Source organism: Vibrio amylolyticus (assembly GCF_023145695.1).
GTDB classification, from domain to species: domain Bacteria; phylum Pseudomonadota; class Gammaproteobacteria; order Enterobacterales; family Vibrionaceae; genus Vibrio; species Vibrio amylolyticus.
The window spans coordinates 268021-283004 of the sequence record NZ_JAJHVV010000001.1; the positions used below are offsets into that span (position 1 = coordinate 268021).

14 protein-coding genes are annotated in these 14984 nt (G+C 41.2%); 8 read left to right on the top strand and 6 right to left on the bottom strand.

Translation table 11 applies throughout. The features are described 5' to 3' along the window. The 4 genes from KP803_RS01190 to KP803_RS01205 all read right to left on the bottom strand — a co-directional run bounded on the left by KP803_RS01190 (position 1) and on the right by KP803_RS01205 (position 3684). Positions 1-369 carry a response regulator gene (locus KP803_RS01190; RefSeq protein ID WP_248007002.1) on the bottom strand — a complete coding sequence of 123 codons (369 nt, stop codon included), beginning with the start codon at positions 367-369 and terminating at the stop codon, positions 1-3. Between the two features lie 16 nt (positions 370-385). Next, positions 386-994 carry a hypothetical protein gene (locus KP803_RS01195; RefSeq protein ID WP_248007003.1) on the bottom strand — a complete coding sequence of 203 codons (609 nt, stop codon included), beginning with the start codon at positions 992-994 and terminating at the stop codon, positions 386-388. 180 nt (positions 995-1174) lie between these two features. Then, positions 1175-2269, bottom strand: a complete 1095-nt coding sequence (gene serC / locus KP803_RS01200) for a 3-phosphoserine/phosphohydroxythreonine transaminase (RefSeq protein WP_248007004.1) — start codon at positions 2267-2269, stop codon at positions 1175-1177. Between the two features lie 152 nt (positions 2270-2421). Beyond that, on the bottom strand, positions 2422-3684 hold the full coding sequence (locus KP803_RS01205; protein ID WP_248007005.1) for a DUF945 family protein: 1263 nt from the start codon (positions 3682-3684) through the stop codon (positions 2422-2424). A 173-nt stretch (positions 3685-3857) separates the two neighbouring features. Here KP803_RS01205 and KP803_RS01210 point away from each other — a divergent pair, with 173 nt between their 5' ends. The 3 genes from KP803_RS01210 (at position 3858) to KP803_RS01220 (ending at position 7034) form a co-directional block, all read left to right on the top strand. Beyond that, positions 3858-5804, top strand: a complete 1947-nt coding sequence (locus tag KP803_RS01210) for an ATP-binding protein (protein WP_248007006.1) — start codon at positions 3858-3860, stop codon at positions 5802-5804. A 2-nt stretch (positions 5805-5806) separates the two neighbouring features. Further along, positions 5807-6304, top strand: coding sequence for a response regulator (locus tag KP803_RS01215; protein WP_248007007.1), 498 nt, complete (start codon positions 5807-5809; stop codon positions 6302-6304). Positions 6305-6494: 190 nt separating this feature from the next. Continuing rightward, on the top strand, positions 6495-7034 hold the full coding sequence (locus KP803_RS01220) for a hypothetical protein (protein ID WP_248007008.1): 540 nt from the start codon (positions 6495-6497) through the stop codon (positions 7032-7034). A 150-nt stretch (positions 7035-7184) separates the two neighbouring features. Here KP803_RS01220 and KP803_RS01225 read toward each other — a convergent pair whose 3' ends face one another. Then, on the bottom strand, positions 7185-7772 hold the full coding sequence (locus tag KP803_RS01225; RefSeq protein ID WP_248007009.1) for a TfoX/Sxy family DNA transformation protein: 588 nt from the start codon (positions 7770-7772) through the stop codon (positions 7185-7187). Between the two features lie 345 nt (positions 7773-8117). Here KP803_RS01225 and KP803_RS01230 point away from each other — a divergent pair, with 345 nt between their 5' ends. From KP803_RS01230 to KP803_RS01250, 5 genes are all read left to right on the top strand, one after another. Then, positions 8118-9041, top strand: coding sequence for an HDOD domain-containing protein (locus tag KP803_RS01230; protein ID WP_248007010.1), 924 nt, complete (start codon positions 8118-8120; stop codon positions 9039-9041). 150 nt (positions 9042-9191) lie between these two features. Next, on the top strand, positions 9192-10097 hold the full coding sequence (locus KP803_RS01235; protein ID WP_248007011.1) for a LysO family transporter: 906 nt from the start codon (positions 9192-9194) through the stop codon (positions 10095-10097). 87 nt (positions 10098-10184) lie between these two features. After that, a complete protein-coding gene (locus tag KP803_RS01240; protein ID WP_248007012.1) occupies positions 10185-10709 on the top strand; it encodes a hypothetical protein in 525 nt (174 codons plus the stop codon). Positions 10710-10827: 118 nt separating this feature from the next. Next, complete coding sequence (gene panP, locus KP803_RS01245) at positions 10828-12480, top strand: pyridoxal-dependent aspartate 1-decarboxylase PanP (RefSeq protein WP_248007013.1); 1653 nt, start codon at positions 10828-10830, stop codon at positions 12478-12480. A gap of 267 nt (positions 12481-12747) precedes the next feature. After that, positions 12748-13605 (top strand): MurR/RpiR family transcriptional regulator, encoded by an 858-nt coding sequence (locus tag KP803_RS01250; protein WP_248007014.1) that lies wholly within the window; start codon positions 12748-12750, stop codon positions 13603-13605. Positions 13606-13653: 48 nt separating this feature from the next. Here the strand turns inward: KP803_RS01250 and KP803_RS01255 are convergent, their stop codons facing one another. Continuing rightward, positions 13654-14886 (bottom strand): iron-containing alcohol dehydrogenase, encoded by a 1233-nt coding sequence (locus KP803_RS01255; protein WP_248007015.1) that lies wholly within the window; start codon positions 14884-14886, stop codon positions 13654-13656. Positions 14887-14984: the final 98 nt, after the last annotated feature.

Consider the following 14984-nt stretch of genomic DNA (forward strand, 5'->3'; position numbering starts at 1 on the left):
CTAATTTGATAGTAGCTTTGAGACCGCTTGTAACATTTGGTCTGGTTTAAAGGGCTTGACCATCCAAGCTTTGGCGCCGGCCTTTCTGCTCTCCTCTTTAAGATATTCTTGATTCTCAGTAGTAAGCATAATAATCGGTGTAAATTTATACTTATTGAGTGTTTTTACCTGCTTAACAAAATCTATACCGTTCATATTCGGCATATTGACATCACTGATAATGAGATGGACACGTGCTCCATCTAATTTACTTAAGCCATCAACCCCATCTTTCGCCTCTATAACATCGAAACCAACTCCACTTAGGGCGATATTCACTACCTGACGCAGTGATTCGGAATCATCAACAATGAGAATTGTTTTCTTCATCGCATTATTTCTCCTATTAGAAGTAAGTTATGCCGTCATCAGATTGGCTATTGTTCTTTTTTTCGGCCATTGCTAGCTCTGTTCTATTGGTAATTCGGCTAAATTCACTAGCCAAGCTGCTTTCATCCCAGCTTTTTCTCCCCTGCTCGACGAGACGTAATTGTTCTATTAACAGCTCAATTCCTTCCATGACACCTGCCTGCCTTTGTAAGTTTCTATCACCGTGTTGCAGTTGTTCTAATAGTTCGTTGTACGCTGCATTCATTTGCTGTTCGATCACCTGTTTTTCTTCGGTTTTGTGATCGTCTGTCAATGTATTTCGTTGTTTAACAAGCAGGGCTAGTTGGGAGAACAGTAACGTGATTTGATTAATCGATTGGTTTGAATCTTGATAGGACTTTTGAAGTTGTTTATTTAGCTTAGGTAAGAACACTCTATACGTGGAGCCTAATGCAGATTGATCTAGGTTCTCTTCTGTTTGCATAGAAATGTGTTTGTTAAACCAAGCGATTAGAGCCGCGATAATCAAGGTTGCAATCAAGGTGCTCCAAACAACACCAAACAAGGCGAGTAACGTTACTAGCACCCCTGCACTCATTTGAAATGTTCGACGAACCCAACTCACGTAGAAGTTTCCTTTTACTAACAACCTAGTAAATAGCCTAGTCCATATTTAGTACTGTGAGGTGTTTTAACTTCTAACAAGAGAAAAAAGGCCCAATCACTATCAATGATTGGGCCTTTCCATATTGTTGAAGATAACGCTATTGAAGTATTGTCTTCACACTACTCGATGCAGTTTCAATTAAGCGTACTGTTGCTCAAACTCTTCCATCAATTGAACAAGCGCTCTAACACCTTCAATTGGCATTGCGTTATAAATAGATGCTCGCATACCACCTACCGCTCTATGCCCTTTTAAAGCCGCCAAGCCTCGCTGTTCAGCTTGCTTTAGAAATTCACCGTCCAGTTCAGGTTTATCTAATTGAAACGGGACATTCATTAATGAACGGTTGTTTGGGTGAACACCGTTTTTGTAGAAGCTAGAGGAGTCAATGTAATCATACAAAAGCGCCGCTTTTTCTCGATTGATCTGCTCGATCGCCTTTACACCACCTTTAGCTTTAAGCCATTTAAAGACTAAGCCAGATAAATACCATGCAAACGTCGGAGGCGTATTAAACATCGACTCTTTTTCAGCTAAGACTTTATAGTTCATAAAACTTGGTAGAACATCAGATGCAAGGTCAAGTAAATCGTCTCGAACTATTGCAATGCAGATCCCTGCTGGTCCAATATTCTTTTGAGCGCCTGCATAAATAACCCCATATTTAGATACGTCAATTTCACGCGACAATATAGTCGATGACATATCGGCTACGATTGGCTTATCAGTTACAGGGAGATCATTGATTTCGATGCCATCGATGGTTTCATTTGGGCAAAAGTGAACATAAGCCGCGTCTTTATCAATAACCCACTCTTTTGCATCCAATACCGCCGTTTTTCCATCAAGCGTCGTTTTTGCGTCAAAAGCATCGATCTCACAATACTTGCGGCCTTCTATAATGGCACTTTCAGCCCAGTAACCCGCATCAATATAAGTCGCCTTGGTGTTCGACCCAAGTAAGTTCATTGGTACGGCAGCAAACTGAGCTCGAGCGCCACCTTGGCAAAACAATACTTTATAGTTTGAAGGAACATTCAAAAGATCTCGGAGATCCTGCTCTGCTTCTTCAGCAACCTTAATAAAAGATTTACTACGATGGCTGATTTCCATCACTGAAGTTCCGAGAGTATTCCAGTTAACAAACTCTGCTTGAGCTTGCTCCATGACTGCCTTTGGTAAGCCAGCAGGGCCAGCACTGAAGTTGAATACATTGTCCGTGTTAGGCTGCATCTGTTTCCTTACTCCTAATCAAATTGCTATATACACTGACTGTGATTAATAGCACGTTTTTTTGAGGATAAAAAGTAACAAAAGAGCTCATAGGAGCTCTTTTGTTTTTCTGTTGATCATTTACATCAATGCGGATTAAACCAAAAAGGTCATTACTGCATTAGCATTGGCATGAGTAGCGCCATGAGTGGAATCTCTTGCCCACTAGAAAATACGATATTGGCATTCTTTAGCTCAACATTAATACGATAACCTCGTTCGGTTTGCTCCATCATTTCCATCACGATCGCTTCGTCGATACCTTGCTTGATAAACGGAAAGTCAGTTACTAGTTGATTAGAGAAGTAAGTATTCAGATTACCAGTCATCGCAGGCAGAATTTTCCCAGGGTCTTGTGAAATGTCGTTTGTTCCTTCTGGAATGCTAATTTTCCATTGTGATTCAAACTCACCTTGTCCCACTTTCAATGACATTGTGTTCATCGCAAGATAAAAGCCCTTTGAAAATAGCGACTCAACATACGGAATAGCTTGGGCGATTTCATTCTCAGTCATGATCGGGTTACTTTGATACATAGACATCAGGCTTTCAAAAGCCACACTATCAATATCACCCATAGAGAAATCCATTTTAAACTCTTCTACTACCCCGTCAGGAGTCAACATGGAACCAATATTCACAACATGGTTACTGTTTAATCGGCTCTGCTCTTCGTTTAACTCTGAACTAAAGTGATAATGCCCTTGAGTGAACTCAATCTCAGCACTTGAGGTGGCGGTACTCGATACAGCAAAGCGCTCTATTGAGATGGACTGATCTCCTAACCAAAACCCGTTATCCTGCTTGCCTTGGCCTTGGCCTTCAATACCAGAAAGAACAATTTTTTCACCAGTAGAAAAGTCCAGCTCAATTGACGGCATATCAAGTTGATAGGTTAATTGACCTAAAACGCTGACATCACCTTTAATACTTGATGGTGAAACAGATATAGCCAGCTCTTCCCCATCTTGCGTTTTATAATACCAACTCGCTAGATCTATCGAATAATCAGTATTTCCATTTAGCTGGGTCACCGTATCAATAGTTAATGGGAATTCAGTATCTTGTAATGAAGAATGCGCGGTTAAACTCAATAGGCCATGACTCACAGCACTATTAACCACAAACTCTGTTGGCAAATTATCGGCTTGGAATTGAGCAATTAGTTCAGGATCTTGTAAAGTATAACGAGTCTGTACATTGGAGCTTAAGTAACCGCGATCATAATCTACAATTTCAGCACTTAAAAAATCGTTTCCTAAATGCGTAACACCATCAGTAATGACATTTTGTCCTACTTGCCCAACCGCTAAAGGCCAGCAAAGTACAAGTAATATAGAGCCGCCAATTGCGCCCATTTTTTTAAGTTGATTCATAATATTTGGCATTCCACCTAGTATTTAAAGCCATTCAAGCAAGAACAAAGTTTGAGTTAAATCAGAGTATTGCTTTTATTTTTGATAAGAGCAAATTTCTAAAACCTAGCTCCCATTACATATTGTAGATAATTGATACAGTTTTCTCAGATCCATTTGCTTGAGAGCGTTTAGTGAACTCATTTGCCCTGTTGTACCTTGACAATAACCCGATCAGTGTAGAGCAGTTACGCACTGAGCTAAGCCACTTTTCGACACGTTTTGATATCCATACTGCCGAAAGTATTGAAGATGCACACAGTACGTTGGCGTTCTGTAAACAACAGGGGCAAACTGTTGCGCTCGTTATCGCAAGTCACCACTCCCACTTTAATGGTGCTGAGTTTCTCATTCAATTAGACAAATCATCCCATACAAAAAGTGCTAGGAAAATCCTTGTAAGTTGCGGACAAGATATTCAAGCGATCCTCTCAGCCGTTAATGAAGGGCGTTTGGATCATTGCCTTACGAAGCCATTACAAGATAATTTGGTCTATAAAACGGTAAAAAAAGAGCTCACTACATTTGTCGTAGAGCAAGACCAAGATAACTTGCTCTCCTACAGTCTGATTCTTGATCAGCAGCACCTACTTCGTGCTCACATTGATGCAAAAATGAAGCGCTATCAAGAGGGTTTTATCTCTGAACATCACAGCCTCTCAGACGCTGATTTAGCCGAACAAGTCATCTCTGCATTAGCGCTATTTTTCTCAAAGGAAGATGAAAACCTAGCGTGTCGAACTTATTCTGCCGATCACCTGTTAACCAAAGAGGGAGAAGAGAATAAGTTTCTATGGTTTATCACCGAAGGAAAGGTAGCACTCTATAAAAAAGATGATCTTGGCCGGCAACGTGAAGTCGTACGTTATGAAAAAGGGAATATTGTTGGCGGCATGTCTTTTGTGACCGGCGAATCCTCATTTTCTACAGCACTCACCTTAAGTACAACCAAAGTCATTAAACTTGACCGAGACGTTTTTACCAAGGTGATGCATTCAGATACTCAACTGTTGCCACTCTTTACCAACCTCTTATTACGTCACTTCAATCGACGCTTACAGCGAAGTATTAATAACAAGCTTAAACTACAAGAAACGCTTGAATCTTTAGAGTCAGCTCATCAGCAGCTTATAGAACGCGAAAAAATGGCAATGTTAGGGCAGCTAGTCGCTGGCGTCGCACATGAATTGAACAACCCCGTCGCCGCGATATTAAGAGGAACGGATACACTGACAGAAAAGCTGAAACAACTCATTGAGATAGAAGCAACAGGTGCAAACGACGGAAAAGGAAAGGCCATTTTAGAGCATGCACTCATCTCGACACCCTCCTCCACCTCTGAAGAGAGAGCTAAATCTAAAATTGTCGAAGCGGAAGTAAAACATCGGCTGTTGGCAAAGAAAATGGTAAAGCTTCACCTCGACAGTGATGCCCCTCTCAAACGGCTAGCGAAACAAGACCCAGATAGAGCGTTGGAACTCGTCAACAAGTATGAAGTGTACCATGCAACAGGAAGTACCCTCCGCTCTATTAATGTCTGTGCGCAACGCATCGCTGATATGGTTAAAAGCCTTAAAGGTTACGCTAGGCCTGACGATGAGGTTTTCCGCTTTAGTAATATTTACGAAGGCATTGAGGACACGTTAGTTATCTTCGAAAATCGCTTGAAACATCACACGGTTGTTAAAGAGTACTGTGAACTTCCCAATATTCAATGCCAACCCATTGCACTCCAACAAGTGTGGACAAACCTAATCTCCAATGCGATTGACGCATTACCTCTTCATGGTCAATTACGAATACAAACCACCTTGGAAACTATTGAAGAGCAACCTTGGGTTAGGCTCTGCTTTGAAGATAATGGCAGTGGTATCGCAACGGATTTACAAGAACAAATTTTCACTCTTAACTTCACAACCAAACGAGAAGGCCATTTTGGTCTTGGCATTGGTTTGTCCGTTTGCCAGCAGATCATTAACCAACACGATGGCAGAATTGAAGTGGATTCAACACTTGGCGAATTCACCAAAATGATTGTTTGGCTTCCTATCCAGTCACCTCAGTCAAATAGCAAGGAGTAAATATGAACAAATACCTTATCTTATGTGTTGATGATGAACGCGATGTCCTTGATGGAGTTATTCAAGATTTAGACTGTTTTGAGGAGCACTTCATCGTTGAAGCCGCAGAGTCTGTCGCAGAAGCCAAAAATATCATTTCAAATAGTATTGAAGACCACATTAAACTGGCGTTAATACTCTGCGATCACATCATGCCAGAGCAAACGGGAATCAGCTTTCTTATTGAGCTTAGCCAAGAAGCGCAAACGAAAACAAGTCGTAAGGTGCTACTCACCGGACAAGCAGGCTTAGACGATACGGTTGAAGCGGTCAATCATTCAAGCCTCGATTATTTTATCGCTAAACCCTGGAAGGGAAATGAACTGAGGGAAGTACTTACCGAGCAGTTAACCCAGTTTATGATAGAGAATGAGCCAGATTTGATGCCATGGGCATCAATTCTAGATACGGAAAAAATCTTCAATGCCATTGCCGATAATAGAGTCAGCTTTGGAGAATAGAGCTGATTTGCCAATAGCTCGACATATTTAGGCACTAAAATTGCGTGTTTTTTGCAATTACGACAAAAGAATGACATTTTTTAATGGTGCCAACAAGCACGGATGCATTATCATGTCGTGATAAATCAGAGTCATAGCAGTTCCACTGCTTAGGACAACGGAAATAACTAGGAATAGGTTCATCGTAACTATGCGTAAAACAATCATTGCTACAGCTTTATTGCTCGCGTCGGGTCAGTCATTTGCAGAGACAGATCCAAATAGCCCTTCTGTTATGAGTAACTTCAGTTACGACTACTTCGAGGCTCGTATTGGTGCTAGCCCTGTGACATTCGGTGGTGCTTTCAGTAAAACAATCCACCCTAATGCACACTTTCTCGGGCGTATCGATTCTGAATTTGAAGGGGACTACGACGCAGCTACTGGTTTCGGATTTCACGCACCAGTAAACAACTGGGCTGATTTCACGGGTGAAATGCTATTTCGAATTCAAGATGTGGGTAGCACTGAAACGGGTATTGAAGTGAATCTAGGCGTGCGTCAATGGCTTGGTCCACAGCTCGAAGTAGGCGCAAAAGCTGGTTACGTTTCAATTGATAAAAATGAAGACTGGATTGGCTCTGCGCATATTCGCTTTCACTCAACAGAGCTCTTCTCTGTCGGTGCGGAACTTCGTATCAATGATACCTACGGTGAACAAGCGATGATGACGGCTCGCTTCAAGTTTTAATTTCTGACGAAACTACTTTTGGTAAACATTGGATATTGAAAAACGCAGTAAGAGCTTGGCAATAGAACAGCCTCATTTAAACAGCATATAAAAAACCGCTCAATTTGAATTTCAAATTGAGCGGTTTTCTTTTAATCTAATAAAAATTAACTAGTGACAGCCTGCCAATAGTTGACGCTTTTTAGGCTCTTGAATTAACTTCCAATGGATCCCCTCTACAGCACCAGCAAATTTCCATAACAGCTTAACATCTACGTCTGTTCCATATGTGTTACGCACTTTCGAATACACTGCTGCGGCACCAAGATTCATAAAGGTTTCAACATCATCAACCCCTGCCTTTTTAACCATCCGCTCTAGCGTCAATTGCATATTTGGAAGGTCTCGTAGTCGACGACTCGCTGACGATTTCTGAAATTGTCGCTGATCAACTGACAGTTTAATTGATGTTTTAATCACCTCACTAAGCGCGTCTTGCTTCTCCGTAAATAGTTGAGTTATATCATAATAGTTAACAGTTGCTGTTGTCTGTTTTTTTACATGACGGTACTTTTCACAACCTAGTGCATTCAATTTTGTATCTAACTCTTCACCACCACGAATAAAGATCTTTTCTCCACTTAATAGAGCAAACATCGCCTCGTTTTTGAAAAGCCCAATACCGCCAAACATTGAACGCTTTTGAAAGTCACAAAATGCACTTACATAGTCCATAAATAGTTGTTCTGTCATATCCATTGATCCTTCTAATCATGTTACCCCGATTATTGGTGATCACCAGATAGCAGCTTTTTTAGCGAAAGTTTATTGCTACTAAGGCTTATATTATTGTTTAAGTTTGATTGCCTTAGTTAGTAAATAAATGATAGTTCACGTTAAAAAATAAGTCTGTTCAGACTTCACATCAATTACTATAGAATCCTCAATTTATGAGACTAAAATCACAAACAATGAGTCTTTACGACTTAATTCGTTATGATGAGTATATCAATAGTGATATACGATGAAACTACTAATGTAAGTTGTTGCTAATCTAGATACCAATTAGTTACACTGTAAGGAGTATTCCTTTGGTGACCGGCTATGAATCATTTATCGTTCTATTGGCTTCCTGACAATAAGGAGGCGCTTCTTAAAAGTATTGAGAGCGAGTTTTCCGACCTTATTGCACATTCAGTAAGCACTGGCAAAATTACCTTGCCACCCATTTCAGAAGTCGTTTTACGCATTCAATCTCTTTGTACGAAAGATTCTACTGAAATCATCGACATAGCAGACTGTCTTCTCGAAGACCCTGGGCTTGCTGCAATTGTTATTCGTGTAGCTAATTCTGTTATTTTTAATCGACGTAATATTACCTGTACCGATCTTTTCACTGCAGTGTCGAGACTTGGTATCCTGAGAGTGAGAGATATCGTAACGGCTCAAGCGATTGAGCAATTAAAGCATACGGTTAGTCTTAGCAAAGAGTGTAATCGAATTTTAGTACGAAGTGCTGCTACTTCCAGAGAGCTTGCGGCAACTATGGTTATGGTTGCAAAATCCTTTAAGGAAATTCAACCTAAAACCTATAAATACCTGGAAGTGGAGAAAGCACTGCTGTCTGGCTTGATCGCAGATATCGGGCTGTTTTGTATGGTGAACGAGTACCATCAATACTTAGAAAATGGTAACTACCTCGACATTAATATCGCGCTTCAAATATTTGACTCACAATGTTCAGATTCTAGTCGACTTGTTCTAACCAGCTGGGGCTTTGATCTCGATTTTATTAGTGTCGCGACGAATGAAGAACAGGGTCAAAATGATGACAAGCCGGTGAATTATCTCGACATTGCACGAATAGCTAACCATATATTGCTATTTAGACGCCAAGATGATGCCATTGAAGATCATTTTGTCGAATTCGATACAACCGGGGCTGACGTATTATTTAAACTTTCCAACTTAAGCGAGTTTGACTTTAATTCTCAGATAAGTGCCGTGATTAATGCCAGTGGTTTATAACCCTGCTCTCTTCATAAAACCGCACGCTACGCATGCACTAAACTCAATACCTTTGCATTAGTATCTACTCTCGCCATTGTATCGATAAAAAAATATGTAAATAAGAATGCGCGTTACCAACGCGCATTAAAGAACAAGATAGGATTTTAAATGTTCTCAGGGATGATCTTTATTTTTGCCCCACTTGTTGTGGGCTACTTAATTTCTATATCTAAAAATAGTGCATTAGAAACAATTAACAAAATGACGTCGTACCTTATCTACGTCATTTTGTTCTTAATGGGGCTAAGTCTTGCTGCCCTAGATAATCTTGGTCAAAACTTACAACTCATTATCAAATTTACAGCAACATTCTTTATCTGCATTAGTTTATGTAATCTAGCCGTATTGCCATTGATCGATAAACTGTACCCAATTCACACCGACAATAAATCATCCAAGCTTCCATTGGCCAGTATGGCCCTAGAATCTGCAAGGCTTATTCTCGTGGTTGGTGGTGGGCTCATTGCAGGGCTTTTAGCCGGAATGGATCTTGACTGGGTGGATACCGCTAGTGAGTGGATTTTATTTTTATTACTCTTTTTTATTGGTATTCAGCTACGTAATAGCGGCTTGACTCTAAGACAGATCTTAATCAATAGACAAGGAATGCTCATTGCCCTTGTCATCGTCGGCAGTTCATTAATAGGCGGTGTCATTTCAGCCTATATCCTCGATATCGATCTATATCGTGGGCTCGCTATGGCCTCAGGCTTTGGCTGGTACTCACTGGCTGGGATTTTAATGGGGGATGCATTTGGACCTGTTTACGGCGGTGCTTCCTTTATGCTTGAGCTCCTTAGAGAACTGGTGGCGCTCATTATGATCCCAATGCTTATTCGAATTAAACCATGTACATCCATAGGCTACGCTGGGGCAACAGCCATGGACTTTACTCTTCCTGTAATTCAATCGACGGGTGGTGTAAGGTGTGTACCGATTGCGATAGTCAGCGGATTTATTCTCAGCTTACTTGTCCCTATACTGATGCTGTTTTTTGTTTCGTTAGCAGTATAAAATTGCTGACGCTTTATCCGAATCGCAGTAATTACAAACTAAAGCCAATAAAATAAAAGCACACGAAAGTGCTATAAAGGATTTATCATGAAACGCATAGCTTTTGCCGCATTACTAACCATCTCTACACTGGCTTCAGGGTCAGCATTTGCCGAGAACTCTCAATGCCTCGCCCAAAAATATGACGCTTACATTGACGCCTCTCTCACTTGGTATCAAGACCTAACACAACTCACTTCTGAGCGTTACCCTGAACTTTCAGAAGTGAGCCAATGGTTTCTACAGGGGCGAAAAAATCACTTTGAATTAAACAGAGCAGCCGTTCATTACTACCTAGATCACGATAAATCAAAAGTTGCCACTGAACAGTCAGTTGAAGGTTGGCTACAGCTTGAACAACACGATGTAAAAGTGCTTTCTGAACGTGATGATGAATTGGGCCAAGCCGCTAAGCTGACCTTTAATGACCGACAAAAAACGCCTCACGAAAAGAACTATGAACTGCGTTCAGCGTTCGCCGATCTGTTAAGTCACCCAAAACAGATCGATACAGTATTACAGAAATACAATCAATCCATCCAAGCTCTAGAAGCAATGGATTGCCTGAAATAAAGCTCATCATTTGCTAGAAGAATGATAAATATACCCTCTAAATAAAGACGGGACATTAGTTCCGTTTTCGTTTAGATTGTGCCGTTCGCAATGGAAATTAGAAATATAACGTAGCTGTATGGGATCAGAACAGAAAACAGTTGATGTAAACTTTGATAGTTTACTCCGCATCTTCACCGTGCCTGAAGGGCCAGATTCAACGTTGACAAAGATAGAAGACGGTCTTTCAAAGAACCTTAATCAATTTTTGCGTGAACACATCGTTGCTGAAGAGAAACCCTTAAGAGACATTGAAAAAGATTTCTCTAACCCTATCATTCCAGAACAGCCTGAGTTTGTTTCCGATCATACCCAGCACTTACTGGATACGCTCGTTGCGCAGTCAGTTCACACCTCTGCACCAAGCTTTATCGGGCACATGACCTCTGCGTTGCCCTACTTCTTGATGCCGCTTTCAAAAATCATGATTGCGCTCAACCAAAACCTGGTCAAGATCGAGACCTCCAAGGCATTCACGCCATTGGAGCGCCAAGTATTGGGTATGCTTCATCGTCTAATTTACAGCCAAGATGACGCCTTTTACTCTCACTGGATGCACAGTGCAGGTCACTCACTGGGCGCATTTTGTTCTGGCGGGACCATTGCAAATATCACCGCGCTTTGGGTAGCACGTAATAACGCATTAAAAGCCGAAGGTAACTTTAAAGGGGTTGAGAAAGAAGGGCTATTTAAAGCTATGAAGCACTATGGCTATGAAGGTCTGGCGATACTAGTTTCAGAACGGGGTCACTACTCTTTAAAAAAAGCTGCAGATACATTAGGCATTGGTCAAGAGAGCCTCGTTTCAGTTAAAACAGACGACAATAACCGTTTGTGTCCTACCGACTTAAAAGCTAAATTTGCTCATCTCAAACAGCAAAACATTAAAGCTTTCGCGGTCATTGGTGTAGCAGGTACTACAGAAACCGGCAGCATTGACCCATTAACGGACATTGCAGAAATTTGTCAGCAAGAAGCTTGTCATTTTCATGTTGATGCAGCATGGGGTGGTGCCACTTTAATGTCGAATAATCATCGCCATATGCTAGCGGGTATCGAACTCGCCGACTCTGTCACAATTGACGCCCATAAACAGCTATACATCCCTATGGGGGCAGGTATGGTTCTGTTTAAAAATCCTGACGCAATGAGTTCTATTGAACATCACGCCCAATATATCTTGCGTAAAGGTTCGAAAGACTTAGGAACACATACCCTAGAAGGGTCTCGTTCTGGCATGGCTATGCTCGTATACGCAAGCATGCACATTATTAGCCGTCCGGGTTACGAACTCTTGATTGATCAGAGCATTGAAAAAGCGCAGTATTTCGCGAACTTGATCGACCAACAAGACGACTTCCAACTTATTTCAAAGCCAGAGCTATGTCTTCTTACCTATCGCTATACGCCAAAAGAGACTATCGCGGCACTGAAAGTGGCAACTAAGGCGCAAGCAAGCCAGATTAATGACTTACTCAATGGTCTCACTAAGTTTATTCAGAAACGCCAGCGGGAAACCGGAAAGTCATTTGTTTCTCGAACACGCTTAAATCCTGGTGAGATGCATCATCAAAATACGATTGTATTCCGAGTTGTCCTTGCTAACCCATTAACAACTTATGACATTCTAGAGTCCGTTCTTGCAGAGCAGAGAGAAATAGCCAAGCAAGCTCCTAAATTGATGAATCAAATCAATTTATTGACAGAAGAAATATGTCAAACTAACAATTAGATTGTTTGTAAACTGAAAATTTATTTCTGCTTATTGTTGCTAGCTTGTCAAATTTGGCTATTTATTAGCTTAAACACTCAAATTTCCTTTAAATTTTATTCAAAAATTGAAATTTAGTTTGAGGTTTGTCATATTCTCACCAATTGTAAGCAAATAAACCTTTTGCTTAGGTTTATACTAATTTTATGGCGCTGAGCTATGGTTTTAATAGGTGAGATATCCTTTGAAGCTTTATCAGCGAGTTGTTCTCTAGCCCTCGTGAACACTATGAACACATTAGAAAAAATACAAAAAAACTTAGAAAATTTCAGCAAATCAGAGCGCAAAGTGGCCGAAGTTATTATGGCTTCTCCACAAACTGCTATTCACTCTAGTATTGCTACGCTTGCGAAAATGGCTGATGTTAGTGAACCAACTGTAAACCGTTTTTGTCGCAGATTAGACACTAAAGGCTTTCCTGACTTTAAGCTTCACTTAGCGCAAAGTCTGGCCAATGGAACGCCTTATGTAAATCGAAACGTCGAAGAAGATGATGGCCCTGATGCCTACACACACAAAATCTTCGAATCAACAATGGCTTGTCTAGATGTTGCTAAAAATAGCTTAGATTCAATGCAAGTAAACCGCGCTGTCGATCTCTTGACCCAAGCAAAACGCATCTCGTTTTTTGGTTTAGGTGCGTCATCAGCTGTGGCTAAAGATGCGCAAAACAAGTTTATCCGTTTTAATATTCCGATCACTTGTTTCGAAGACGTTGTCATGCAGCGAATGAGCTGTATCAATAGCTCTGACAACGATGTAATCGTCCTGATCTCGCATACGGGCCGAACGAAAAGTCTGGTAGAAATTGCACATTTAGCAAGAGAGAATGGCGCGACGGTTATATCTATTACAGCCAAAGATTCGCCACTGGATAAAGCTAGTTCTCTTTCAATTACACTTGATGTACCTGAAGACACTGACGTTTACATGCCAATGGCAAGCCGCGTTGTTCAAATGACGGTTATTGATGTACTCGCGACAGGGTTTACACTACGTCGCGGTACTGGCTTTAGAGAAAACTTAAGACGTGTGAAAGATGCACTTAAAGATTCTCGATTCGATAAGATGAGTCAATACCAATAAGAAAACGGAGCATTGCGCTCCGTTTTTTAATCTTAAACTCTGAACCGTTTACATTTGGTTCTCTTCAATTGAATCAGTCAAAATCTCAACACGGCTTACTTGGCTTTCTCTCTCATCAGTACAATGTCCAGCGCACTGGCACACTTGCTCCAAGATATAGATAAGCCTAGCTTTTGTTAATGGTAGTGGATTACCTTTTATTGCCACCGACATAAGCGCGTCTTCTGCTACCTTTTCAAATGAAGTACTGCACACCCCAAATTCACTCAGCTTTGGCAACTCCAGTTTATCAAGCATCATCTGAACCCAAAGAGCACCATCCTCAACATGTGCGTTTGTTCTACCTGTTACGAGCTGTGCAATACGAGAATAACGTTCAAGGACATCTTTACGTCCAAATTCATTCGCGACTGCAATATTCTCCCTCATGACGTGCGGGGCAAGTTGTCCGGCGATAACACTATGCGGCGCATTTAACTTTCCACCTAAAGCAGAAGCCAAGCCATGGGCAGCACCAAGCTTTGCATTGTTTGTCGCCATTCCACCCAGCATTGCTGCAAACGAAAGATCCGCTCTCGCAGAATAGTCATCATGTCGACAAGCAGCAACGATAGAACCCGATAACTTTCGCAGCCCCTCCTCACAAACCATATCGGTCAATGGATTAGGATCACCGCATACGTAAGCTTCCATCAAGTGAGTAAACACATCCATTGCTCCTCTTCCTGAGGTATAGACATCCATTCCATAAGTTAGCGTTGGATCAACAATGGCCACATCAGCTAACATATCGGGGCTTCGCAAGCTGACTTTCACTTGATCTTGACCAGAGCGAAGTACTGCATTACGCGTAACTTCAGAGCCAGTACTCGCCGTGGTGGGTATCGCAATAAATGGAATAGGAGTCGTCTTTATCGGTACATTGCGTCCAACGACTTCGACATAATCATAAACGTCACCTTGATTAGGGATAATAGCCGCAAGCGCCTTCCCCATATCAATAACACTTCCACCGCCAATACTCACCACCATATCAGGCTTAAACTTTCGCCCGACAATAGCGGTTTCTTCGATCATGGTAATATTTGGCTCACCAGAGATACTGACATGCTGATAGCGCATTTTTTGAGTTTTCAAATAGGAAATGATGGGCTCTGAACGAGACTGATCTTTGCCGGTCACTAATAAGACGCTATAACCATACTGATTGAGTATTGAAAGTGATGACTGAAGAGCTCCTTCTCCAAAAATGATTCGAGTTGATGTCATGAATTGAAACATACTTCATCCCTCTATTTTAATATTCACTTGTTTTAGCTTGCACTTAACCAAGTCAAATTTGTTTGACCCAGTGCAACTTGCTTAAAATAGCCACACTT